Annotated in this window: 26 protein-coding genes; 9 read left to right on the top strand and 17 right to left on the bottom strand. The window is 67.9% G+C overall.

Annotated elements, in window-relative coordinates; genetic code table 11:
* Window positions 1-45: 45 nt before the first annotated feature.
* From SGCZBJ_RS09830 to SGCZBJ_RS09820, 3 genes are all read left to right on the top strand, one after another.
* Window positions 46-642 (top strand): alpha-ketoglutarate-dependent dioxygenase AlkB, encoded by a 597-nt coding sequence (locus SGCZBJ_RS09830; RefSeq protein ID WP_101717821.1) that lies wholly within the window; start codon window positions 46-48, stop codon window positions 640-642.
* A 70-nt stretch (window positions 643-712) separates the two neighbouring features.
* Window positions 713-901, top strand: coding sequence for a hypothetical protein (locus tag SGCZBJ_RS09825; RefSeq protein WP_101717820.1), 189 nt, complete (start codon window positions 713-715; stop codon window positions 899-901).
* A gap of 25 nt (window positions 902-926) precedes the next feature.
* Window positions 927-1,700: an exodeoxyribonuclease III gene (locus tag SGCZBJ_RS09820; RefSeq protein ID WP_205685358.1), complete on the top strand. Its 774-nt coding sequence runs from the start codon at window positions 927-929 to the stop codon at window positions 1,698-1,700.
* A 31-nt stretch (window positions 1,701-1,731) separates the two neighbouring features.
* Here the strand turns inward: SGCZBJ_RS09820 and SGCZBJ_RS09815 are convergent, their stop codons facing one another.
* Window positions 1,732-2,064, bottom strand: coding sequence for a ParB N-terminal domain-containing protein (locus SGCZBJ_RS09815; RefSeq protein WP_117590376.1), 333 nt, complete (start codon window positions 2,062-2,064; stop codon window positions 1,732-1,734).
* Between the two features lie 747 nt (window positions 2,065-2,811).
* Here SGCZBJ_RS09815 and SGCZBJ_RS09810 point away from each other — a divergent pair.
* A complete protein-coding gene (locus tag SGCZBJ_RS09810; RefSeq protein ID WP_101717818.1) occupies window positions 2,812-3,108 on the top strand; it encodes a helix-turn-helix transcriptional regulator in 297 nt (98 codons plus the stop codon).
* A 72-nt stretch (window positions 3,109-3,180) separates the two neighbouring features.
* Here SGCZBJ_RS09810 and SGCZBJ_RS09805 read toward each other — a convergent pair whose 3' ends face one another.
* The 10 genes from SGCZBJ_RS09805 to SGCZBJ_RS09760 form a co-directional block, all read right to left on the bottom strand.
* Window positions 3,181-4,437 (bottom strand): tyrosine-type recombinase/integrase, encoded by a 1,257-nt coding sequence (locus SGCZBJ_RS09805; RefSeq protein ID WP_101717817.1) that lies wholly within the window; start codon window positions 4,435-4,437, stop codon window positions 3,181-3,183.
* 318 nt (window positions 4,438-4,755) lie between these two features.
* Window positions 4,756-6,315 (bottom strand): glutamine-hydrolyzing GMP synthase, encoded by a 1,560-nt coding sequence (guaA, locus tag SGCZBJ_RS09800; protein ID WP_101717816.1) that lies wholly within the window; start codon window positions 6,313-6,315, stop codon window positions 4,756-4,758.
* Between the two features lie 32 nt (window positions 6,316-6,347).
* Window positions 6,348-7,625 (bottom strand): RsmB/NOP family class I SAM-dependent RNA methyltransferase, encoded by a 1,278-nt coding sequence (locus tag SGCZBJ_RS09795; protein WP_101717815.1) that lies wholly within the window; start codon window positions 7,623-7,625, stop codon window positions 6,348-6,350.
* A gap of 4 nt (window positions 7,626-7,629) precedes the next feature.
* Window positions 7,630-8,025 (bottom strand): MAPEG family protein, encoded by a 396-nt coding sequence (locus tag SGCZBJ_RS09790; RefSeq protein WP_101717814.1) that lies wholly within the window; start codon window positions 8,023-8,025, stop codon window positions 7,630-7,632.
* A 3-nt stretch (window positions 8,026-8,028) separates the two neighbouring features.
* Entirely contained in the window at window positions 8,029-9,492 is a 1,464-nt protein-coding gene (gene guaB, locus SGCZBJ_RS09785) for an IMP dehydrogenase (protein ID WP_101717813.1), read from the bottom strand.
* An 89-nt stretch (window positions 9,493-9,581) separates the two neighbouring features.
* Window positions 9,582-9,953, bottom strand: a complete 372-nt coding sequence (locus tag SGCZBJ_RS09780; protein WP_101717812.1) for a type II toxin-antitoxin system VapC family toxin — start codon at window positions 9,951-9,953, stop codon at window positions 9,582-9,584.
* 5 nt (window positions 9,954-9,958) lie between these two features.
* Window positions 9,959-10,147 (bottom strand): type II toxin-antitoxin system VapB family antitoxin, encoded by a 189-nt coding sequence (locus tag SGCZBJ_RS09775; protein WP_101717811.1) that lies wholly within the window; start codon window positions 10,145-10,147, stop codon window positions 9,959-9,961.
* Window positions 10,148-10,226: 79 nt separating this feature from the next.
* Entirely contained in the window at window positions 10,227-10,604 is a 378-nt protein-coding gene (locus tag SGCZBJ_RS09770; protein ID WP_101717810.1) for a hypothetical protein, read from the bottom strand.
* Window positions 10,605-10,752: 148 nt separating this feature from the next.
* Complete coding sequence (locus SGCZBJ_RS09765; RefSeq protein ID WP_165799288.1) at window positions 10,753-11,460, bottom strand: RlmE family RNA methyltransferase; 708 nt, start codon at window positions 11,458-11,460, stop codon at window positions 10,753-10,755.
* Complete coding sequence (locus tag SGCZBJ_RS09760) at window positions 11,457-12,578, bottom strand: Ppx/GppA phosphatase family protein (RefSeq protein ID WP_101717809.1); 1,122 nt, start codon at window positions 12,576-12,578, stop codon at window positions 11,457-11,459. Before SGCZBJ_RS09760 ends, SGCZBJ_RS09765 begins: the two co-directional genes overlap by 4 nt.
* A gap of 158 nt (window positions 12,579-12,736) precedes the next feature.
* Between SGCZBJ_RS09760 and hspQ the strand changes: the two genes are divergently transcribed.
* Window positions 12,737-13,066, top strand: a complete 330-nt coding sequence (gene hspQ, locus SGCZBJ_RS09755; protein WP_101717808.1) for a heat shock protein HspQ — start codon at window positions 12,737-12,739, stop codon at window positions 13,064-13,066.
* A gap of 81 nt (window positions 13,067-13,147) precedes the next feature.
* Complete coding sequence (phhA, locus tag SGCZBJ_RS09750; RefSeq protein ID WP_101717807.1) at window positions 13,148-14,029, top strand: phenylalanine 4-monooxygenase; 882 nt, start codon at window positions 13,148-13,150, stop codon at window positions 14,027-14,029.
* Here phhA and SGCZBJ_RS09745 read toward each other — a convergent pair.
* Window positions 13,987-15,204, bottom strand: coding sequence for an acyltransferase family protein (locus SGCZBJ_RS09745; RefSeq protein ID WP_101717805.1), 1,218 nt, complete (start codon window positions 15,202-15,204; stop codon window positions 13,987-13,989). The genes phhA and SGCZBJ_RS09745 overlap by 43 nt on opposite strands.
* Window positions 15,205-15,338: 134 nt before the next feature.
* Here SGCZBJ_RS09745 and SGCZBJ_RS09740 point away from each other — a divergent pair, with 134 nt between their 5' ends.
* The gene (locus tag SGCZBJ_RS09740; protein WP_101717804.1) at window positions 15,339-16,154 is read left to right on the top strand and encodes a LytTR family DNA-binding domain-containing protein; all 816 of its coding nucleotides are present in this window, start codon (window positions 15,339-15,341) and stop codon (window positions 16,152-16,154) included.
* On the opposite strand, the gene SGCZBJ_RS09735 is transcribed toward SGCZBJ_RS09740, so the two are convergent.
* Window positions 16,151-16,882, bottom strand: a complete 732-nt coding sequence (locus SGCZBJ_RS09735) for a TlyA family RNA methyltransferase (protein WP_101717803.1) — start codon at window positions 16,880-16,882, stop codon at window positions 16,151-16,153. The genes SGCZBJ_RS09740 and SGCZBJ_RS09735 overlap by 4 nt on opposite strands.
* A 38-nt stretch (window positions 16,883-16,920) precedes the next feature.
* Complete coding sequence (locus SGCZBJ_RS09730; RefSeq protein ID WP_205685357.1) at window positions 16,921-17,262, bottom strand: (2Fe-2S) ferredoxin domain-containing protein; 342 nt, start codon at window positions 17,260-17,262, stop codon at window positions 16,921-16,923.
* 101 nt (window positions 17,263-17,363) lie between these two features.
* Here SGCZBJ_RS09730 and SGCZBJ_RS09725 point away from each other — a divergent pair, with 101 nt between their 5' ends.
* A complete protein-coding gene (locus tag SGCZBJ_RS09725; protein ID WP_101717802.1) occupies window positions 17,364-17,693 on the top strand; it encodes a hypothetical protein in 330 nt (109 codons plus the stop codon).
* Here SGCZBJ_RS09725 and SGCZBJ_RS09720 read toward each other — a convergent pair.
* The 3 genes from SGCZBJ_RS09720 to SGCZBJ_RS09710 are packed head-to-tail and all read right to left on the bottom strand — an operon-like array spanning window position 17,690 to window position 19,775.
* Window positions 17,690-18,136, bottom strand: a complete 447-nt coding sequence (locus SGCZBJ_RS09720) for an NUDIX domain-containing protein (RefSeq protein WP_165799287.1) — start codon at window positions 18,134-18,136, stop codon at window positions 17,690-17,692. The two genes, SGCZBJ_RS09725 and SGCZBJ_RS09720, sit on opposite strands and share 4 nt — an antisense overlap.
* 4 nt (window positions 18,137-18,140) lie before the next feature.
* Entirely contained in the window at window positions 18,141-19,172 is a 1,032-nt protein-coding gene (locus tag SGCZBJ_RS09715) for a phospholipase C/P1 nuclease family protein (RefSeq protein ID WP_101717800.1), read from the bottom strand.
* A gap of 15 nt (window positions 19,173-19,187) precedes the next feature.
* Window positions 19,188-19,775 carry a glutathione S-transferase family protein gene (locus SGCZBJ_RS09710; RefSeq protein ID WP_101717799.1) on the bottom strand — a complete coding sequence of 196 codons (588 nt, stop codon included), beginning with the start codon at window positions 19,773-19,775 and terminating at the stop codon, window positions 19,188-19,190.
* A 189-nt stretch (window positions 19,776-19,964) separates the two neighbouring features.
* On the opposite strand from SGCZBJ_RS09710, the gene SGCZBJ_RS09705 reads away from it, so the two are divergent.
* Window positions 19,965-20,459 carry a 3D domain-containing protein gene (locus tag SGCZBJ_RS09705; protein ID WP_101717798.1) on the top strand — a complete coding sequence of 165 codons (495 nt, stop codon included), beginning with the start codon at window positions 19,965-19,967 and terminating at the stop codon, window positions 20,457-20,459.
* The last annotated feature ends 98 nt before the right edge of the window (window positions 20,460-20,557 follow it).

The raw sequence follows: 20,557 nt of genomic DNA, 5'->3' as shown, positions 1-20,557 counted from the left end.
GGTCGATCCGCCCGCAGTCGCCGAACCAGACGGGCCGGCGCGGCGATGAGCATCCAGCCGAGCCTCTTTGACCTGCCGCCCGCGCCGCGCCGGACCACGCCGCAGGGCTTCGCCTACCAGCCCGACCTGATCGGCCCGGCCGAGGAGCGCGATCTGGTGCGCCGGTTCGAGGGCCTGGACTTCAAGCCCTACGAGCACCTCGGCTATCTGGGCAATCGCCGCGTCGCCAGCTTCGGCTGGCGGCGGGATGACAGTGGCCAGATGATCGAAACAGGCGAGCCGATCCCCGACTTCCTGTGCCCGCTGCTCGACAAGGTCGCCGCCTTCACAGGCCTGGCCCGCGAAAGCTTTCGCCACGCCCTGGTCACTGAATACCCGCCCGGCGCCGGCATCGGCTGGCATCGCGACCGGCCGCCCGCCGTCGCCATCGCCGGCGTGTCGCTGGTTTCGCCCTGCAGTTTTCGCCTGCGGCGCAAGGCCGGGGACACCTGGGACCGGGCCACGATCGAGGCCCAGCCGCGCTCGGCCTATCTGATGAGCGGCCCAGCCCGCAGCGACTGGCAGCACAGCATCCCGCCGGTCGAGGCGCTGCGCTATTCGGTGACGTTCCGGACGATGCGCGCGCCAAGGCCAAGCTACTGACGCACACGTGTTTTGAGGCCGGCCCATCGGAACGACAGGATGGGCGTCACACCAGGACGGGAAAGCCAAGATGATCGAGCGGACGTTCCAGCCCGGCGAGCAGGTGCTGCGCACCGGAGTCAACCTGCCCCATCTGGGCATCTACAGCGGCCAAGTCTACGAGGTCGAGGACTTCGAGCGCCACCACGCCGAAGGCCTCTATGTCCGCGGCGTGCCCGAGGGCCTGGACCCGGGCAGCTTCCAGCCGATCGGGGCTTGAGGCCCGCCAAGGTCGGCGACGCCCGGTGAAGATCGCCACCTTCAACATCAACAATGTCGTCAAGCGCTTGGACAACCTGATCGACTGGCTGGCTGAGGCCGAGCCGGACGTGGTCTGCCTGCAGGAGCTCAAGGCCGAGCAAGACGCCTTTCCCGCCGAGCCGCTAGCCCAGCTGGGCTACAACGCCGTCTGGAAAGGCCAGCGCAGCTGGAACGGCGTGGCGATCCTGGCGCGCGAGGCCGAGCCGATCGTCACCCGCACGGCTCTGCCTGGCGATCCGGCCGATGCGCAGGCCCGCTATATCGAGGCGGCGGTCAATGGCGTGCTGGTCGCCAGCCTCTACCTGCCCAACGGCAATCCAAGGCCCGGCCCCAAGTTCGACGACAAGCTGGCTTGGTTCGAGCGCCTGATTGCCCACGCTGAAGACCTGCGATCCAGCGGCGCGCCGGTGGTGCTGGCCGGCGACTACAACGTCGTGCCCACCGAGGCCGACATCTATCAGCCCCACTCGTGGGCCGACGACGCGCTGCTGCAGCCGGAGGTGCGAGCCGCCTACCAGCGCCTACTGGATCAAGGCTGGAGCGACGCCCTGCGCCAGCGCCATCCGACCGGACCGCTTTGGACCTTCTGGGCCTATCTCCGAAACCGCTGGCCGAGCGACAAGGGCCTGCGGCTGGACCACCTGCTGCTGACGCCGGATCTCGCCGATCGCCTGGTCGAGGCCGGCGTCGACCGCTGGGCGCGCGGCGAGGCCGACGCCAGCGACCATGCGCCGACCTGGATCCGGCTGGCCGACTAGCTGCGCACGTTCCCCTTTGGTTCTAACTCCGCTAGACTGCGACCATGACCAGGCAGCGGATCGGGGTGGTCTTGGAGATCACCTTGCGCTTGGCCAGCAGGCGCAAGGCCAGGCGCCGCCCCTCGCCGATGGTGACGAGGCCGTAGCCAGTCTCCGAGCCATCGGCGCGAAGCTCCGGTTCGACCACCGGCATTTGCAGCACGCCCTTGGTCCTGATACTGGCCGCCCGCGCCTCGATCTCGGCCTCTGTGTGCGGCACCTTGCGCACGTTGCGCGGCGATTTCTTGAGCTTGTTGAGCGCATAGACGCGCTCCTCGCCACACTGGACGCCAGCGGACGAAACGGCTTGGCTGTGAGTGTTCATGTCTGCCTCCTGAGGGCATGGGGGTTCAGGCGCAAAAGGCGCGCCTGAACCCCGACGCCCGTCGGCGAGACCGGGTGTGCAAACGGAGGGGCGGCTTCGCGGGGACCCGGCTGCAGGGCGTGATCCCCCTTCCCGCCTGCCCTCCCAGCCACGCCCGAAGCTGGGCGGAAGCCGATCCGAAGTGCGCCGAGGGCGGAGCCCTAAGCCACGCGACCGCGTAGCGGTCGCCAACAAGAATGAAGCCTGCACAGGAGCCCGCGCGAAGCGCGTGGCGGGAGGCGGCGTCGAGCGGCCGGCGGCGCCCCAAAGGCGCCCGCCAGGCGTCGCGCCCGTAGGAGCGGCGAAAGCCGCGGGACCGAGCGTGACCGCCGGCCGCTCTCCCGATCGGGTGGAACCGGACGCGAAAGCGTTCGGCGGGAACCCTTCGGCGACGATCGCCCTGTCACCCAAGCGGCGGCCAAAGGGCGCGCTCCGGCTATCAAGGTGGCCCGACGTTTCTCAAGCCGCCGGGCCTGTCTCCGACCGTTCTCAAGCCGTCAGCGACACGGCAACAGTTCCCCAACCGGGGCCCAGGCGCAATACCGGAGAAATACGGGGTCATGCGACGAAGCCGCGCCCTCGTCGGCACGTGCTGACCAACGACAAACCGCCGTTCGCCTGCCTTTGCGCGCCATTGCCGCATGCGGCGAGCTGCCCCCTTCACCAGCAGACCGGGAGAGGCTTAGGTCGAGGCGAAGGAGCAAACCTATGTCCGCCACCGCCTCCGACACGACCCGGCGCCACCCCGACTCCATGCCGACCCGTGCGATCCGGCGCGGCCAGCTGCGCCAGATCGTGCCGCTGGCCGACACCACGATCTACGAGATGGAACGGCGCGGCGAGTTTCCCCGCCGCTTTGCCCTGACACGCCGCTGCGTGGTCTGGGACCTCGCCGAGGTCGAGACCTGGCTAGCCGAACGCAAGCGCGACGCGGAAGCCGGCATCCAAGACCGCGCGCCCCTGCCTGACGTCCGAGATCGCAAGACCCGCCCTGTAATTCGGTGAGAGGCCGCCTGATCGGCTCGCCGGTAGAGCGTCTCGTTTACACCGAGAGGTTCGGGGCGCCGATCCGCGCGCTCAAGCACGCGGATCCAAAGTGACCCCATGCAACTCGGCGGGCCGAAGGGTCGGGACATGCCGCTCTCCCCTCACCCAGGCGTCGATCATGTCCGCCCACTCCTGGAGCATGTGCCGACGCTGATGGGCGTATTCGGCGACATTGTAGACCCGACGCGAGGTCCGGCGATCGACGTGGGCCAGGCACTTCTCGATCCAGTCGCTTTCGAACCCGATCTCGTTGAGCAGGGTCGAACCCGTCCGGCGCAGGTCGTGGACGGTGAAGGGCGCGATGGGCAGTCCTTGTTCCTTGGCGCGCTCGGCGATGCTCATGGTCACGCGGTTGAACGTTGCGCGCGACATCGGCTGATCCGGCTCATAGCGCGACGGGAGCAGGTACGGCGAGTTCCCCGCACAGGTCTTCAGGGCGATCATGATGTCGAGCGCCTGGGTCGACAGGTAGACGTTGTGGGGCCGGCCGGCCTTCATCCGAGCGGCGGGGATGCACCAGACCGCGTTGACGAAGTCGACCTCGTCCCAGGTGGCGTCCTGCAGCTCGCTCTTGCGGACCAGAGTCAGCAGGATGAGCTTCATGCCCAGTCTGATGGTCGGCAGCGTCGGCACCTGCTCCAGGAGCGGATAGAACAGCCGGATCTCCTTGGCCGACAGGGCCCGATCGCGCGGCACGAACGACCAGATCGACGACGGGCTGACGTCGTTGGCCGGGTTCTCCACCTTCTCGCCATGCAAGCGGGCGAAGGCGAAGATCAGGTTGACCTGGTCGCGGATATGGATCGCGGTCGCGGGCGCGCCCCGGCCCTTCACCGTCTGGCATAGAGCCCGGATATCGGCTGGCTCGATCTCGGCCAGCAACCGGTTCTTGAACGCCGGCTCGACGTCGCGCTCGTAGATCGAGCGGCGCATGGCCCGGGTGCTTTCGGCCATCCGGGCTTCCTCCAGCCACTTGCGGCCAAAGTCGCCGAAGGTCTTGGCGGCCTTGATGCGGGCCTTGTCCCGCTGCTTCTCGATGGCGGGCGAGATCCCTTCCCTCACCTTGCGGCGGGCCTCCATGCCCAGCTCGCGCGCGGCGAGCAGGCTGATACCGTCCCGACCATAGCGGCCGAGGGTCAGGGTCTCTCGCCGGTTGTTGATCCGGTAGTCGAGACGGAAGGAGATGGACCCGGCGGGAGAGACCACCACATAGATACCGTCACGGTCCGCGACCTTGTACGGTTTCTTCTTTGGTTTCAAAAACTTGAGTGCGGCGTCGGTGAGCATGAACGGCCTCCTGCGCACCCCGAAAACCGGCAAAAAGGCCGCAAAATACCGTCATGCCGAAAACGGCATGGTGGAAGCGCCTTTTCCTGAGTGAATTCAGGGGCTTGATGCTGGAAAAAGTACCGTCAGGCCTGACTTGGCGTGACGGTACCAGCCGCTCGCCCTCGCGAGCAAGGTCGTGGGCTTACCGTCAGCCACGCGAAAAGTGAACTGGCTCCCCCTGATCGTCGCCGATCGCTAGGGAGACAGAACACAAATTATTTCAATGATTTAGGTGATATTCGCGATGGTCCGCGAAGGTCCCGGAAGGACCCTGAATCATTCCCACTCGATGGTGCCGGGCGGCTTGCTGGTCACGTCGTAGACGACGCGGTTGACGCCGCGGACCTCGTTGATGATCCGGGTGGCGGTCTTGCCGAGGATCTCCCAGGGGAACTCGAAGAAGTCGGCGGTCATGCCGTCGGTCGAGGTCACCGCGCGCAGGGCCAGGACGTTTTCGTAGGTGCGGGCGTCGCCCATGACGCCCACCGTCTTGACCGGAAGCAGCACGGCGAAGGCCTGCCAGATCTTGTCATAGAGCCCGGCGTTGCGGATCTCTTCGAGATAGATGGCGTCGGCGTCCTGCAGGACCTTGACCTTCTCGGGGGTGATCTCGCCAGGGATGCGGATGGCCAGGCCCGGGCCGGGGAACGGGTGGCGGCCAACGAAGGCGGGCGCCAGGCCCAGCTCGACGCCCAGGGCGCGGACCTCGTCCTTGAAGAGTTCGCGCAGCGGCTCGACCAGCTTCAGCTTCATGTAGTCCGGCAGGCCGCCCACGTTGTGGTGGCTTTTGATCACCGCCGACGGACCGCCGCGCGCCGAGACGCTCTCGACCACGTCGGGATAGAGGGTCCCTTGCGCCAGGAACTGCGCGCCGTCGATCTTGGCGGCTTCCTTGTCGAAGACGTCGATGAACAGGCGGCCGATGGTCTTGCGCTTGGTCTCCGGGTCGCTGACGCCGGCCAGTTCCCCCAGGAACAGGTCGCCGGCGTCCACGTGGACCAGCGGGATGTTGTAGTGGTCGCGGAACAGGGTGACGACCTGGTCGGCCTCGTTCTTGCGCAACAGGCCGGTGTCGACGAACACGCAGGTCAGCTGGTCGCCGATGGCCTCGTGGATCAGCACGGCGGCCACCGAACTGTCGACGCCGCCCGACAGGCCGCAGATCACCTTGCCGTCGCCGACCTGGTCGCGGATCTTCTGGACCATCTCCTGCCGGAACGCCGCCATGGTCCAGTCGCCCTTCAGGCCGGCCAGGGCCAGGAAGTTCTTGTAGATCTGCGGGCCGTTGACCGTGTGGTAGACCTCGGGGTGGAACTGCAGCGCGTAGATCTTCTTGGCGTCGTTGGCGATGGCGGCGAAGGGCGCGCCGTTCGAGGTGCCCACCACCTCGAAGCCCTCGGGGATGGCGGTGACGCGGTCGCCGTGGCTCATCCAGACGGTTTCCAGCTCGCCCACGCCGGCCAGGCCTTCGAACAGCGGGCTTTGCTTGCCGATGGTCAGCTCGGCGCGGCCGAACTCGCCGGCGTGGCCGCCCTCGACCTTGCCGCCCAGCACGTCGCACAGCAGCTGCTGACCGTAGCAGATGGCCAGCATCGGCAGGCCCAGGTCGAACAGCTTGCGGCCGATGCGGGGGCTGTCGGCCTCCAGCACGCTGGCCGGACCGCCTGACAGGATGATCGCCGAGGGCTGGTAGTCATCGACCAGGGCTTCGGCCTTGTCGAAGGGATGGATCTCGCAATAGACGCCGGCCTCGCGCACCCGGCGCGCGATCAGCTGGGTCACCTGGCTGCCGAAATCGACGATCAGGACGCGCTGGTGGTGGGGTTCGGTGGTCATCGGGCGGGTCTCCAGCGGGTCGGGGCGGGCAGTTACGGTGCGTAGGTCGAGCGCACGAGCACGGCGGCGAAGAAGCCGTCCGTACCGGCGCGGTGCGGGGTCAGGCGCAGATAGCCTTCCGGTGTCACGTGGGTGACGCCGTCGAGGGCGATCGGCTTGACGGTGAATTCGGGATGGCGCTCGAGGAAGGCCGCGACGCGGTCCTCGTTCTCCTCGGCGAGCAGCGAGCAGGTGACGTAGACCATGCGGCCGCCGGCCTTCACGAAGGTCGAGGCGTCCTCCATGACGCTGTCCTGCTCGATCTGGCGCTTGACCAGCTGATCGGGCGACAGGCGCCACTTGGCGTCCGGATGACGCCGCCAGGTGCCGGCGCCGGTGCAGGGGGCGTCGACGAAGACGACGTCGATCTTGCCTTCCAGGCCTTTCAGCGGCTGGGCCTCGATCGGCGAGCGGATCTGCAGGTTGCGGACCCCTGCCCTCTGGCCGCGCCGGATGGTGTCGGCCAGGCGCCGGGCGTCGGCGTCATGGGCGAAGATCTGGCCGCTGTTGCCCATGGCGGCGGCCAGCGCGAGCGTCTTGCCGCCGCCGCCGGCGCAGAAGTCGAGCACCTGCTTGCCCTTGACCTCGCCGGCCACGGCGGCGGCGAGCTGCGAGCCCAGGTCCTGGACCTCGAACCAGCCCTTGGAGAACGCGGGCACGGCCTCGACCGACGGCGTGCGGTCGGCGGCGGCGGGCGCGGGAATACGGAAGGCGGTGGCCAGGACCCCAGCCGGCGCGGCGTTGATCAGGGCCAGGGCCTTGGCGCCGCGCTCGACGTCGGTCTTCAGGGTGTTGATGCGCAGGTCCACCGGCGCGCGCTCGGACAAGGCGGCCATCTCGGCGGCCTGCTCGGCGCCCAGGGCGCGGGCCAGGTGCGGCTCCAGCCAGTCGGGATAGTCGCCCGCCACCGGCGCGGGCGCGCCTTCGAGCGAGACAGGATCGTTCAAGCGGGCCAGTTCGGCCGCGGACAGCGCGCCAAAGCCGTGCTCTTCGGAGCCCGCCTCGGCGATGCGCTCGGCCGGCCACTTCCAGACGAAGGCCAGGACGCCAAGCACCACGCCTCTTGCCGAAGCGTCGCCCATCATCCAGCCCAGCGAGCGCTTGCGGCGCAGGGCGTCGAGCACCAGACCCGAGACGAAGGCCCGGTCCTTGGAGCCGGCGTAGCGCGCGGCTTCGCCCCAGCGCTTGAGCGCCATCTTCACAGGAAAATGCCGCGTCTCGATCTCGGTCAGAACCTCGATCGCCGCGGAAACCCGTCCTCCGTCACGCATGGAGCTAAATCACCAACGCCAGAAGGACCAGGCCAAGGCCCGCCATAGAGGCGACCCAGACCAGGCTGCGAACGACCGGCACGCCGAACGCATAGAGAAAGACATAGACCGCCCGGGCGCCGACATAGAGTGCGGTTCCAGCGACGGTCAGCGCGCCGAGCCGGCCGCCCAGATAGGCGACCAGCACGGCGGCGACGAAGAACGCGAAGGTCTCGCGGAAGTTGGCGAACGCCCTTTCGAGCCGTCCGGCCATGCCGGTCAGCACGACCGGAACCTCCCGCGATCCGACATTCCACTTCAAGCCGCGCTGGGGCTGGGCCGCCGCGCTGGCCCACAGAAGGTGGACCAGCCCGATGACGACCGCGACCGCCAGCATCCGCAGCTCGAAGGCCATCTGCATGGCCTAGACCGCGCTCGGATAGTTCGGAGCCTCGCGCGTGATCATCACGTCGTGGACGTGGCTTTCACGCAGGCCGGCGCCGGTGATCCGCACGAAGCGCGCGCGCTCCTGCAGTTCCGGGATCGTGGGGGCGCCGACATAGCCCATGGCCGCGCGCAGGCCGCCGACCAGCTGGTGCAGCACCGGAGCGATCGGACCCTTGAACGGGGTCTGGCCTTCGATGCCTTCCGGAACGAGCTTGAAGCTGTCGGTCACTTCCTTCTGGAAGTAACGGTCGGCCGAGCCGCGGGCCATGGCGCCCACCGAGCCCATGCCGCGATAGCTCTTGTACGAGCGCCCCTGGTACAGGAACACCTCGCCCGGCGCCTCTTCGGTGCCGGCGAACATCGAGCCCATCATGGCGGTCGAAGCGCCCGCGGCGATGGCCTTGGCCAGGTCGCCCGAGAACTTGATGCCGCCGTCGGCGATCACCGGCACGCCGCTTTCGCGACCGGCGCGGACGGCTTCCATGATCGCGGTCAGCTGCGGCACGCCCACGCCCGCGACGATGCGGGTGGTGCAGATCGAGCCCGGGCCGATGCCCACCTTAACGGCGTCGGCGCCGGCGTCGATGAGAGCGCGGGCGGCGTCGTAGGTGGCGATGTTGCCGGCCACGATCTGGACGCGGTTGGCTTCGCGCTTCAGGCGCGAGACCGCCGCGGCGACCTGGCTGGAGTGGCCGTGGGCGGTATCGATGACGACGACGTCGACGCCGGCGTCAACAAGGCCCATGGAGCGCTCGAAACCGGCGTCGCCGACGGTCGAGGCCGCGCCGACCAGCAGGCGGCCCTTGTCGTCCTTGGCGGCCAGGGGGTGAGCCTGGGCCTTCTCGATGTCCTTCACCGTGATCAGGCCGACGGCGCGATAGGCGTCGTCGACGACGATCAGGCGTTCGATCTTGTGCTTGCGGAGAAGTTCGCGGGCCTCGCGGTGATCCACGCCCTCGCCGACCGTGATCAGGTTCTCGCGGGTCATCAGCGCCGAGGCCGGCACGTTGGCGTCGCCCTCAAAGCGCATGTCGCGGTTCGTGAGAATGCCCACCAGCTTGCCCGTGTCGCGCTCGACCACCGGGAAGCCCGAGATCTTGCGGCGGGCCGTGATCTCGCGGACCTCGGCCAGGGTGGTGTCCGGGTGGATGGTCAGCGGATTGATGACCATGCCGCTTTCGTAGCGCTTGACCTCGCGGACGTGGTCGGCCTGCTCCTCGTTGGAGAGGTTGCGGTGCAGGATGCCCAGGCCGCCGGCCTGCGCCATGGCGATGGCGAGACGGCTTTCGGTGACCGTGTCCATGGCGGCGGACACGAGCGGGATGTTCAGACTGATTTCACGCGTGAACTTGGTCTCGGTCGTCACTTGCGTCGGCATGACGTCGGACGGACCAGGTTCGAGCAAAACGTCGTCGAAGGTGAGCCCTTCGCGAATCTCCATCGGATTCTCCATTTTGCGGCGCTCGTATAGTCGCGAGACGGGCGTTTGTCGAGGCGTGGAGAGCGCCCTGCGGCATGAAATCTGCGCTCTCAGGCTGGAGGGCGAAACTCCAGTCCCAGATCCCGCGCCACACCTTCCAGGCGCTGATCCTGCGTCCAAAGGCGAGCACCGGCGGTCAAGCGCACGGCCGCCAGTAGATGCGCATCGACATGATCAATCCCGCGCCCGTAGAGCCGATGACCTCCGACAAAGTCAAACACCTCCGCATCGGTCGCCGAGGTCGCCATCGGCATCTGCCGAAGCGCTTCCAGAAAAGCCGTTCGGTTCTTGAGATTGCCGAGCGCCAGTTCGCCCACGACGAAAGGATGGACAAGCACCCTGCTCTCTTCCAGCAACCGCACAAGCACCGCGTCGGCAGCGCGAAGATGAGCAACCCAGACCGAACTATCGACCAGGATCACGCCGCCTAGGACCTTCGACGAGGAGCAAGCTGGAGCTCGGGCTCGCTGCCGCCCAGCAGCGTCAGTCGACGTGCGCTTTCGCGCTCGACAAGAGCCTTCAGGGCCTCGCGCACCAAGGCCGCCTTTTCCTGGATGCCCGTAAGAGCGGCGGCCCGCTTCAGCAGTTCATCGTCCAAGGCCAGTGTCGTGCGCATGGCGTGAGCTCCTTGCAACACGAAATGTAGCATCGAACGATGCCCATATTCATGCCAGGCAACACGGCTCTAGCGGTCGTCATGGCTCCTCTAGCGGCTCGCAAGCCTTCGCCTGCGGAACGAAGCCCAGCAGCCGGAAGCCGTCGCCGGTCCAGAGATAACGATAGACCCCTGCGCGGGCCTGGTCCTCACGCGGCGCGCCGGCCAGCACGATGACGCGGCTCCCCTTCTCGAAGTTCACGCCGTGGAGCATTCCACCCACGCGGTTCGTATCCATGTAGTCCGCGCCGGGCAGCTTGGTGACACGGCCCGTCCGGGCGTCCACCGCCGCCCAGGCAACGCAGGAGGTCCCGCAGCCCCACTGGACGATCGTTATGTGGCCCGCAAAGTTCGGCCCCCGGGCCGCGCCCTCGCGCAGCGCGGTTCGAAACAATCGCTTGTCGGGCGTATCCAGCACGGGCTTGGCGGGAGCGCCGCTCCGGGCCTTCGCCGGATGGCCCTAGAACCGCAGGCTGTCGCGAGCGGCGCTATCGGTGATGATGCAGGCTGGCGTCGATGCGGCCGCCGCGATCATCAGGGAGACAAACGCGGCGACCATCGGAGACCTATCTTCCCTTGAAGCCCGTCGCCACGAGGAAGACCTCGGAGCTGTCCTGGCGGCTGGCCTTGGGCTTGAAGTGCTGGACCTTCTCGAAGTTCTTCTTCAGCCGGGCGATGACCTCGGAGGTCTCGCCGCCCTGGAAGGCCTTGGCGACGAACGCGCCGCCGGGCTTCAGCGTCTCGATGGCGAACTCGGCGCCGATCTCGATCAGGCCGACGATGCGCAGGTGGTCGGTCTCGCGATGGCCGACAGTGTTGGGGGCCATGTCCGACATCACCAGATCCGGCGCGCCGCCCAGCAACTCGAGCAGCTTGGGCGGACAGGCCGGGTCGGTGAAATCCATCTCGACGATGTGCGCCGGCTCGACCGGGTCGACGTGCAGCAAGTCGACGCCCACGAGCTGGGTCACGCCGCGCTCGACGGCCACCTGCAGCCAGCCGCCAGGCGCGCAGCCCAGGTCGATGACCTTCGCGCCCTTCTTGAAGAAGCGGAACTTCTCGTCGATCTCGCTGATCTTGAAGGCCGCGCGGCTGCGATAGCCCAGCGCCCGGGCCTTGGCCGAGAACGGGTCGTTGATCTGACGCTCCAGCCAGGCCTGCTGGCTGGGCGTGCGTCCATAGGCGGTCTTCAGGCGCGCCGGCTTGGCGCGGCCGTCCGCGTTGCCGCCCGTAGGCGGTTTCACCATGCGGCGCTTGGGGGGCTCGTCGTTCATGCGTTCACCGTTCGGGCCGAACCGGCCCCGCCACGCCGCCGTCGGCGGGGGCGCTTCTGCCGATCCGACATCAAGGACATCAGAAGCCCCTCTCTAAGCCCTCGGTCGGCGACTCGCACGCGCGAACATGGCCAAAGCTCTTGAACGGCTTGAAGAATGGCCGCGCCGGCCAGCACCAGGTCGGCGCGATCGGCCCCGATGCAGGGCTCCAGCGCCCGCTCCTTGGCGGTCAGGGTCAGCAGGCGGCCTGCGGCGGCCTCGCAGTCGGAACGCTGCATCCACAGCCCATCGACGACATTGCGGTCGTAGCGCGGCAGGCCAAGGTGCAGGCCCGCCAGGCTGGTGATCGCGCCGGAGGTTCCGACCATGTGGGCGCGGCCGGCGTCGAAGGTCTTGCGCATCGGCGCGGCGTGCGGGAACGCCGAGATCTTCGACTTGACCTCCTCGACCATGGCCCGGAACCAGCCGTCGTCAGCCCGCTCGCCCTCGGGGAAGCGCTCGGCCAGGGTGACGACCCCGATCGGAATGGACAGCCAGGCGCGGATCGGCAGTTTCCAGGCCTCGAACTGGCGCGGCTTGGCGTCGAGCCCGCCGCCCTTGAGGTCGACCCACGACAGCTCGGTCGAACCGCCGCCGACATCGACGACCAACGCGGCGTCGGCCTCCCGGTCGAACAGGCTCATGCAGCCGGCGACCGACAACTGGGCCTCCTCGCGCGGCGTGATGATCTGCAGGCGAAGGCCCGTCTCCTCGGCCACGCGGCGGACGAACTCGGTGCCGTTGCTGGCGCCGCGACAGGCCTGGGTGGCCACAGCCTTGACCCGGACAGCCTTGCGACGACGGATCTTCTCGGCGCAGACCTTGAGCGCGGCCATCGACCGCTCCATCGCGGCGTCGGACAGCTGCCCCGTCTGGGACAGCCCCTCCCCCAACCTGACAATACGGGAATAGGCCTCGATGACGCGGAACCCGCGCGGCGAAGGCGTCGCCACCAGGAGGCGGCAATTATTGGTTCCGAGATCGAGCGCCGCGTAGCACGGCTGCTCGCCCGGAGACCGACGTGAACCCTGGCCGCCCTGGCCACGGGATCCGCCGGGCGCTCTCGGCGCCTCCGACATGGTCTTTCCACCTGTCTCGCAGGCGATTCGTCACGAACCGCCTCACTTCGTCGGAGACCATAGCAACCGTGTCGATGCACCGGAAGGCGGCGTGAGCCTGCAATGAACGCGGGTTACGTTCAGGATTCAGTCAGGAGACTCGTCGTAATATCTTCATCATGAACGAGAGACTCGCCAAATTCGCGATCGGCCAGGTCGTCAGACACCGCATCTTCCCCTTCCGGGGCGTGGTGTTCGACGTCGACCCGGTGTTCGCCAATACGGAAGAGTGGTGGGAATCGATCCCCGAGGACATCCGCCCGTCCAAGGACCAGCCGTTCTATCACCTGCTGGCCGAGAACGACGACAACACCTATGTCGCCTACGTCTCGGAGCAGAACCTGTTGCCCGACGACAGCGGCGAGCCCGTGCATCACCCGCAGGCCTCGCTGATCTTCGAATCCTTCGACCACGGCGCCTACAAGCTTCGCCCCCGGATCTCGCACTGACGGCAAGGCCTGACCGCCGATCTGGCGGTTGCGCGCAAAAATCGAACGAAACTTGCTGCGCCCCGGGCGTAACGTCGTTTCATGAGCGCAGACGGTTTTAGCGGCGGGCCGCCCCCAGGGGCCCGCCCCGATTGGACGATCGATCAAGGCTGGGAAGCCTATAGCCAGGCCGAGCACGACGTCTGGATCACGCTCTACGAGCGCCAGGCCAAGGTCCTGCAGAACCGCGCCTGCGACGAGTTCCTGCGCGGCCTGGACGCGCTGGACCTGCATCGCACGGGCATTCCCGACTTCAATCGCATCAACGAGGAGCTCAAGCGCCTGACCGGCTGGAGCGTCGTGGCCGTGCCGGGCCTGGTGCCCGACGACGTGTTCTTCGATCACCTGGCCAATCGCCGTTTCCCGGCCGGGCAGTTCATCCGCAAGCCGCACGAGCTGGACTACCTGCAGGAGCCGGACGTCTTCCACGACGTGTTCGGCCACGTGCCGATGCTGACCGACCCGGTCTTTGCCGACTACATGCAGGCCTACGGCAAGGGCGGCCAGCGGGCGCTGGGCCTTGGCCGGCTGGCCAATCTCGCTAGGCTCTACTGGTACACCGTCGAGTTCGGCCTGATGGCCACGCCGGCGGGCCTGCGGATCTATGGCGCGGGCATCGTCTCGTCGCGGACGGAGTCGATCTTCGCCCTCGAAGACCCCTCCCCCAACCGGATCGGTTTCGACCTGGAGCGGGTGATGCGCACGCCCTATCGGATCGACGACTTCCAGCAGGTCTATTTCGTGATCCCGTCGATCCAGACCTTGCAGGAAGTGACCCTGCGCGACTTCTCGGCGCTGTACGAACGGCTGGCCGGCGCCGGCGACATCGGCATTACCGAGATCGTGGGCGCCGACCAGGTGCTGACCCGCGGGACCCAGGCCTATGCGAAGGCCGGCGGACGGCTGGCCTCGGCAGCCGGCTGAACCCGCAGGCCGAACAGCACCCGCACGCCCGGAATGCGCCTGACGATCTCGTAGGTCGCAAAACAGGCGCCGAAGGTTCCCGCGACCAGGATCAGGGCCTCCAGCCCCTGTGGCAGCCCCAGCCTGGCCAGGTGGTGCGCCAGGACGACCGTCACGGTCTGGTGGACGATGTAGAACGGGAAGACGCCCAGGGTCAGGTAGCGCAGCACCGGTCCGCCGCGGTTCAGATGCTTGGCGCCAAAGCCGAGGATGGCCGCGATCGCGCACCATTGGTCGACCGCATAGACCCCGCGCATGGTCAGCCGCAGCGCCTGCGCCGGGTCGCCTTGCCGGTAGATCCAGGCGTAGGTCGCGAAGGCCGCGTAGGCGGTCAGGGCCAGGACCACGGCAGGCCAGCGCATGGCGATCAACCGCTCGCGCAGCACCGAGGACTTGGCCAGCCCAAAGCCCAGCAGGAAGGCGGCAAGCGAGATGGCGTGGTTGTACCAGTCGTCGACCAGGGCGTGGGTGATGTCGAAGATCGGAAGCAGCACCGCGCGGGCCAGCGCCAGGAAGGCGATCGGCAGGACAAGCAGCCAGGGACCGGCCAGCACGCGCTCGCAGGCCGCCTGCACTTTCTCACCCAGCCTGGGAACGATCGCCAGCAGTAAGGCCAGCACCAGCGTGTAGGCCAGGAGGTAGGCGACGAACCACATGTGGTTCCAGGTCGGGGTGATCAGGCAGTCGCCGTCCTCGCCGCACCAGCCGCCCGAGGCCGTCAGGTACTTGGCCCAGAAGGTCGGCCACGGATCGACTCCGAACGGCGCCTGCGGGTGGGCGGCCACATACTCGGCGACCTGGTAGTAGGACTGCGGCGGCACGATCACGGCCATGGCCAGCAGCAGCGGCGGCAGAAGGCGTGCGATGCGGGCGCCGGCCAGCCTGCCGACGCTGACCTTGTCAGCCATGAAGCGCGTGGCCGCCCCCGAGACGAGGAACAGCAGGGTCAGCCGCCAGGGGTTGATCAGCATCATCACCGGCTCCAGCGCCGGGATGGGATGGGGCGACTTCACGTGCCACTCCCAGGGCACGTAGAACATGCCCACGTGATACAGAATCAGCAGGAAGAACGCGCCCACCCTGATCCAGTCGAGGTCGTGGCGGCGAGCGAGATCCTGTGGAGACGAAAGGGACATTGGGGTTGGTTCCGAACGATGGCGTCGCCGGAGAGAAATCCGCGCAGGCCGCCGCCCGCCAAGCACCAGGGGACGAACAGCGCCGCGCCCGTGACGCCGCCACGTCCCCAGGGACGAACGGCGCGCGCTGGGGGATGAGCAGCGCCGAGCGTCGCCTGCTGCTGCGCGGCTGGCTGTGCGGCCTGGCCATCGTCGCGGCCATCACCGTCATCAACATCCTGACCATCATCCACGACGCGCCACGCCTTGGCCCCTGGCGGCCGGCGATCTGGGAGGTGTCCAGCGGCCTGGTCACGGTGCTGATCATGCTGCTGCCGGCGGCCGTCGCCCTCTGGACGCATCGGGCGAAGCCAACCCTGGCCCGCGCCCTGCCCGTCCACGCCCTCGCCCTGCTGGCCTACTCGATCCTGCACGTGAGCGGCTTCGTCGTGCTGCGGAAGATCGCCCACCGCCTGATCCTGGGCGAAGGCTACGACTTCGGGCCGATCGGGCCGGAGTTCGTCTACGAGTTGCGCAAGGACGTCATCGCCTACGTCCTGGCCTTCGTCGTCTTCTGGCTGCTGGCTCGGATGGCGCGCGACGTCGCCGCCGAGGCTCCCGCCCAGGCGGCGGCTCCGGCGCCTTCGCCCGCGATGTTCGACATCCGCGACGGCGCGCGGCTGGTGCGCACGCCGATCGTGGACATCCTGGCCGTACGATCGGTCGGCAACTACGTCGAGTTCCTGCTGGCCGACGGCCGGCGACCGCTCACCCGCTCTTCGCTGACAGCGCTTGAAAGCGAACTCGGGGCGCAAGGCTTCGTGCGCACCCATCGCTCGTGGTTGGTCAACGCGGCGCGCGTGACGGGGCTACGGCCGGAAGGCTCGGGCGACTACGCCGTGGAGCTCGGCCCGATCGAGGCGCCGTTGTCGCGCCGGTGCCCCGAGGCGCTGGCGGCGCTGCGGGGTTAGGCCTTCACCGCCCAGAGCAGCTTTTCGACCTGCCCCTCGCCGCCGGAGATCGGGCTGTCGGCGCTGTCGCGAACCGTCCAGCCTGACGCCTCGATGAAGGCCGAGACGCGCTCGACACAGGCGGAGATGACCTCCGGATCCTTCACGAGGCCGCCCTTCCCGATGTTCTCACGGCCGGCCTCGAACTGCGGCTTGACCAGGGCGACGAGATCCGCGCCGGGACGCGCCAGGACTAGCGCCGCCGGCAGGGCCTTTTCCAGCGAGATGAAGCTGACGTCGGTGACCACCAGGTCGACGCCGTCCGGCGCGTGTTCGGCGGTCAGGGCGCGGGCGTCCAGCGGCGACAGGTCGTCCACCCGCGGATCGTTCTTCAGGCGCGGATGCAGTTGATCCCGGCCGACGTCGACGGCCAAGACGCGCGCCGCGCCCTTCGACAGCAGGACCTCGGTGAAACCGCCGGTCGAGGCGCCGACATCGACAGCGATGCGGCCGTCGATCGCCACCGGCCACAGCTCCAGCGCCCGCACCAGCTTCAGCGCGCCTCGGCCCACCCACGGATGGGCCGCCTCGGCGACGATGTCGGAGGCCTCGTCGATCGCCTCGGAAGCCTTGGCCACGACCTTGCCATCGGCGGTGACGCGGCCGGCCTCGATGGCGGCGCGCGCCTTGGCGCGGCTGTCGAACAGGCCCTTCTCGACAAGCAGGATATCGGCGCGTTTGCGGCTCATCGGAGCCTGATAGCAGACTCGCCGGCCTGCTTCCTCAATCAGGCTGCTTCAGCGTCGTTGGCGGCCAGTCCCAGACGGGCGACGGCGGCGTCCATGGATGCGCCGCGCGGCACGACCACCCACTCGCGGGGCTTCGAAGCATTGACCGCCACCACGGCGTCCTTGGGGCAGACGTCGAAGCAGTCGACCTCGATCACCGCCAGCGGCGCCTTGCGATCCTTGCCCTTGCCGCCGCCGGAAGCCTTGCGCAGGGCCTTGGCGAAGCTCTGTTCGCCGTCCTTGCCGAAGCCGCCGTCCAGCTTGCGCGAACACTTGCGACAGACCAGAACGACATCATTCCAGTCGGCGCGCACGCGCTTGATCGGCCGATCCTTGCTCACTTGGAGCCTTTCCGCTTCAGGCGCCCTGCCCGCGCCTTGGACATGGGAAGTCGTCGCCCGAAGTGCTAGAGAGCCGCGCTTTCAACGCTTCGGAGGCCGCCATGGTCCGCAATCTCAAGGGCAAGGTCGTTTCGCCCGCCGCCGACCCGACCGCCGCCGACGACCTGGCCTGGTTCACCGCCAGGGCCGACCGCGCCTTCCGCCTGCGTGATCCGGCGCCCCTGGAGTTTGGCCCGCTGGGCGATCCAGGCGACGGCTTCAGCTGGCGCGTTCTGGTGGCCCGGCTGCCCGACGGCGGCCGTCTTCGCCTGCCGATCTCGCTGGCCTGGGACCTGCACAACGACCATGCCAAGGACCAGCACCTGTCGATGCTGTTCGACCAGGTCGCCCCGGCCGAAGCCAAGGCGGCGCTGAAGAAGAAAGCGAACTAGCCCTTGCGCATCCAAGCCGCGACCGCCCAGGAGTGGGCGTCGTGGCGCAGAGCGACGACCGCGTCGCGCGGATCAAGCCAGACCAGCCTGTGGTCGTCCTCGACCTTCAGTTCCGGGCGTTCGCCCGTCAGCTTCACGGCGTAGATCCCGCCGTAGTTCCGCATGGCCTGTCCGTCGGACTTCAGGAACGGCTGGGACACGTCGACGACATGGGCGCCGACCTCGACGACCAGGCCGGTCTCCTCGCCGAACTCGCGGATCAAGGCCTCGCCTTCGGTCTCATCGCCGTCCACCGCGCCGCCCGGCAGGTCGAAATAGGGCGCCTTGCCGGGCTTGGTGACTTCCACCAGCGCGATTTGCCCCCGCTCGTCCTCGGCGATGCCGAAGGCGGCGTGACGGTCCCTGTAGTCCAGGGACGCGTCCGGCGCATAGAAAGCGATCAAGCGGTCAGTCCTTGCCGAACAGGTCGTTCCACGGATCGGCCTTGCCGCTCTCGACATCGGCGACGCTGATCTCGGGACGGTAACCGATCTTGCCCTCGGCGCTGGCCTTCCAGGCCATGGTGACCATGTCGCGCAGTTCGGCGGCGCCGGCGGCCAGGCGCTCGTCGACGAAGGCCTTGGCGCGCGGATCGGTGGCGACCATGCCGCCCGACTTCTCGAGCTGATAGAGCGGCTCGGTCAGCTTCCAGGTCGTGGTCAGGTAGCCGACCATCCGGGTCTCGTAGCTGCACGCGCAGTCGCGCAGCGCCGGCATCTTGGCCTTGACCTCGTCGTCCTTGGCCACGGCCTTGACCAGCGGCCCCTCGAAGGCGCCGTGGGTGCCGCGGCTCTGGGTGTAGCCGTTGGGGTTCGGATAGTCGCCCCAGCCGTTGTAGTGCACGCTCATGTGCAGCGGCTGGCTGCCGTCGCCGATATAGTGGGCCCAGACGCCCAGGTCGCGCAGCAGCAGTTCCTCGCGACGCTTGAGGTCGGCGGCGTACCAGGCCTTCTTCTGGGCGTCGGTGGTCTGCTTCTCGGCGGCGACCAGGATGCGCCAGTAGGTGAAGTCCTTCACCAACTGCTGATAGCCGTCGATCATGGCGTACGGCAGGTAGCCGGCCTTCCACTCGTCCTGGCCGACGGCGCGCAGGGCCGTCGCATAGTCGGCGCGGGTGGCCGGCAGGGTCTCGACCGTGAACTTCGGGCCGCCGAACATGCGGCCTTCGTCGTCGAGATCCAGGAAGTGGGCGGCGTCGCGATCGTGGTCGTGGACCTTGCCCGAGCCCTTCCAGCGGTCGGGCTCGCGGGCGTACTCGCCGATGGCGGCCACGCCGTAGGGGCTGCGCACGAAGGCCGGCACGTCGTCCGGCAGGGCCTGGGCGCCGAGCACGCCGATCATCCGGTGGCCGGAAGCGCCCCAGGCCAGGGCCGACTGGGCCGGCGCCGCCACGACGGCGGCCAGGACGAGAACCTTCAAGGTAGAAGACGGCGACTTCATGCGCGCTCCGAAGACTTAATCGATGCCGAGGGTCGTCTCGACGCGGCCGACCCAGGCCTTCACGGCAGGATAGCGCGCCAGATCGAAACCGCCCTCGTGGGCGACACGGGTGTAGGCCACCAAGGCGATGTCCGCCAGGGTCAGGCGATCGCCGACCAGGAAGCCGCTCCCGGAAAGCCCGTTTTCCAGGCGCGCCAGGGCCGCATGGCCACGCTCGACCAGCTTGCCGTCGAGGCTTTCGACCGGCTTGCCCATATAGGCGACCTGGAAGCGGGCGACGGCCACATAGGGCTCGTGGCTGTATTGCTCCCAGAACAGCCACTCGTACATCTTGGCCTTGAGATAGGGATCGGCCGGGATCAGCACCGAGCCCTCGGCAAGGTGCAGCATGATGGCGTTGGACTGGGCCAGCGCGCGGCCATCATCCAGGATCACCGCAGGCACCTGGCCGGCCGGGTTCATGGCCAGAAAATCGGCGGTGCGGGACTCGCCCTTCAGGATGTCGACCTCGATCCACTCGAAGGGCAGATGCAGGCGCTGGGCCGTCCATTTCACCTTCAGGCAGTTGCCCGACTTACCGTCGCCGAAGATCCGCAGCGTCATTCCGTCGCTCTCCCCCACTTTTCAAATGGCGCGCTAAACGATTGAATTTTCACCCGAGTTCCGAGCTTCACCAGAAGTTTTCGTCCGATTCCGCCCTAATCGGGCGACTTTAAGCGGGTTGTCACGGAGCCGTGATCGGCTTAAGGAAGCCGCCGAACCGACAGATACGCCGATAAGAGGACCCCCTCGATGCGACGCACGCTCGCCGGAATTTTGGCCTTCATGGCCATGTTCGCCGCACTTCCCGCCGCCGCGGGCCCCGACTCCGAACGCGCCAGCGATCCGCTGGGCGAACTGATCGCAGGGGCTCTGACCGGCTCGATCCCCGGCTCCATCGAATACAAGATGAAGGCCACCCTGTACCACGCCGGCGCCAAGGGCATCCGCGCGCTCGACAGCCTGGGCTGCAAGGTGGTTGCGATGCGCACCCTGGCCGTGGACACCAAGGTGATCCCGCGCCGCACCGTCGTCTTCATCAAGGAGACCGTCGGCCTGCCCATGCCCAACGGCGAAACCCACGACGGCTACTGGTACGCCTCCGACATCGGCGGCGCGATCAAGGGCAACAAGATCGACATGTTCAGCGGCCAGGGCGCCAGCTCAATGAAGCCGCTGGCGGGCCTGAACCTTACGCACCTCTCGGTGACCAAGGTCGGCGAATTCAAGGGCTGCCCGCCGGAATAGCCGGCCGCACAACCCCCAAGCTACAGATCGAGCATTGGACACGGCCGCGAAAGCGGCCGTTTCGCCGTATGCGTGCAGTGTTGGGAAGTTAACCAAAC

The organism is Caulobacter zeae (genome assembly GCF_002858925.1).
Lineage (GTDB): Bacteria > Pseudomonadota > Alphaproteobacteria > Caulobacterales > Caulobacteraceae > Caulobacter > Caulobacter zeae.
Note: the sequence above shows the minus strand (reverse complement) of the source record. Positions and strands in the feature narration are given on the sequence as shown.

Excerpts from the sequence above, each read along its gene's own strand:
- SGCZBJ_RS09830 (WP_101717821.1), top strand. The coding sequence starts at position 46 with ATGAGCATCCAGCCGAGCCTCTTTGACCTGCCGCCCGCGCCGCGCCGG.
- SGCZBJ_RS09825 (WP_101717820.1), top strand. The coding sequence starts at position 713 with ATGATCGAGCGGACGTTCCAGCCCGGCGAGCAGGTGCTGCGCACCGGA.
- SGCZBJ_RS09815 (WP_117590376.1), bottom strand. The coding sequence starts at position 2,064 with ATGAACACTCACAGCCAAGCCGTTTCGTCCGCTGGCGTCCAGTGTGGC.
- SGCZBJ_RS09810 (WP_101717818.1), top strand. The coding sequence starts at position 2,812 with ATGTCCGCCACCGCCTCCGACACGACCCGGCGCCACCCCGACTCCATG.
- SGCZBJ_RS09805 (WP_101717817.1), bottom strand. The coding sequence starts at position 4,437 with ATGCTCACCGACGCCGCACTCAAGTTTTTGAAACCAAAGAAGAAACCG.
- guaA (WP_101717816.1), bottom strand. The coding sequence starts at position 6,315 with ATGACCACCGAACCCCACCACCAGCGCGTCCTGATCGTCGATTTCGGC.
- SGCZBJ_RS09795 (WP_101717815.1), bottom strand. The coding sequence starts at position 7,625 with ATGCGTGACGGAGGACGGGTTTCCGCGGCGATCGAGGTTCTGACCGAG.
- SGCZBJ_RS09790 (WP_101717814.1), bottom strand. The coding sequence starts at position 8,025 with ATGCAGATGGCCTTCGAGCTGCGGATGCTGGCGGTCGCGGTCGTCATC.
- guaB (WP_101717813.1), bottom strand. The coding sequence starts at position 9,492 with ATGGAGATTCGCGAAGGGCTCACCTTCGACGACGTTTTGCTCGAACCT.
- SGCZBJ_RS09775 (WP_101717811.1), bottom strand. The coding sequence starts at position 10,147 with ATGCGCACGACACTGGCCTTGGACGATGAACTGCTGAAGCGGGCCGCC.
- SGCZBJ_RS09765 (WP_165799288.1), bottom strand. The coding sequence starts at position 11,460 with ATGAACGACGAGCCCCCCAAGCGCCGCATGGTGAAACCGCCTACGGGC.
- SGCZBJ_RS09760 (WP_101717809.1), bottom strand. The coding sequence starts at position 12,578 with ATGTCGGAGGCGCCGAGAGCGCCCGGCGGATCCCGTGGCCAGGGCGGC.
- hspQ (WP_101717808.1), top strand. The coding sequence starts at position 12,737 with ATGAACGAGAGACTCGCCAAATTCGCGATCGGCCAGGTCGTCAGACAC.
- phhA (WP_101717807.1), top strand. The coding sequence starts at position 13,148 with ATGAGCGCAGACGGTTTTAGCGGCGGGCCGCCCCCAGGGGCCCGCCCC.
- SGCZBJ_RS09745 (WP_101717805.1), bottom strand. The coding sequence starts at position 15,204 with ATGTCCCTTTCGTCTCCACAGGATCTCGCTCGCCGCCACGACCTCGAC.
- SGCZBJ_RS09740 (WP_101717804.1), top strand. The coding sequence starts at position 15,339 with ATGAGCAGCGCCGAGCGTCGCCTGCTGCTGCGCGGCTGGCTGTGCGGC.
- SGCZBJ_RS09735 (WP_101717803.1), bottom strand. The coding sequence starts at position 16,882 with ATGAGCCGCAAACGCGCCGATATCCTGCTTGTCGAGAAGGGCCTGTTC.
- SGCZBJ_RS09725 (WP_101717802.1), top strand. The coding sequence starts at position 17,364 with ATGGTCCGCAATCTCAAGGGCAAGGTCGTTTCGCCCGCCGCCGACCCG.
- SGCZBJ_RS09715 (WP_101717800.1), bottom strand. The coding sequence starts at position 19,172 with ATGAAGTCGCCGTCTTCTACCTTGAAGGTTCTCGTCCTGGCCGCCGTC.
- SGCZBJ_RS09710 (WP_101717799.1), bottom strand. The coding sequence starts at position 19,775 with ATGACGCTGCGGATCTTCGGCGACGGTAAGTCGGGCAACTGCCTGAAG.
- SGCZBJ_RS09705 (WP_101717798.1), top strand. The coding sequence starts at position 19,965 with ATGCGACGCACGCTCGCCGGAATTTTGGCCTTCATGGCCATGTTCGCC.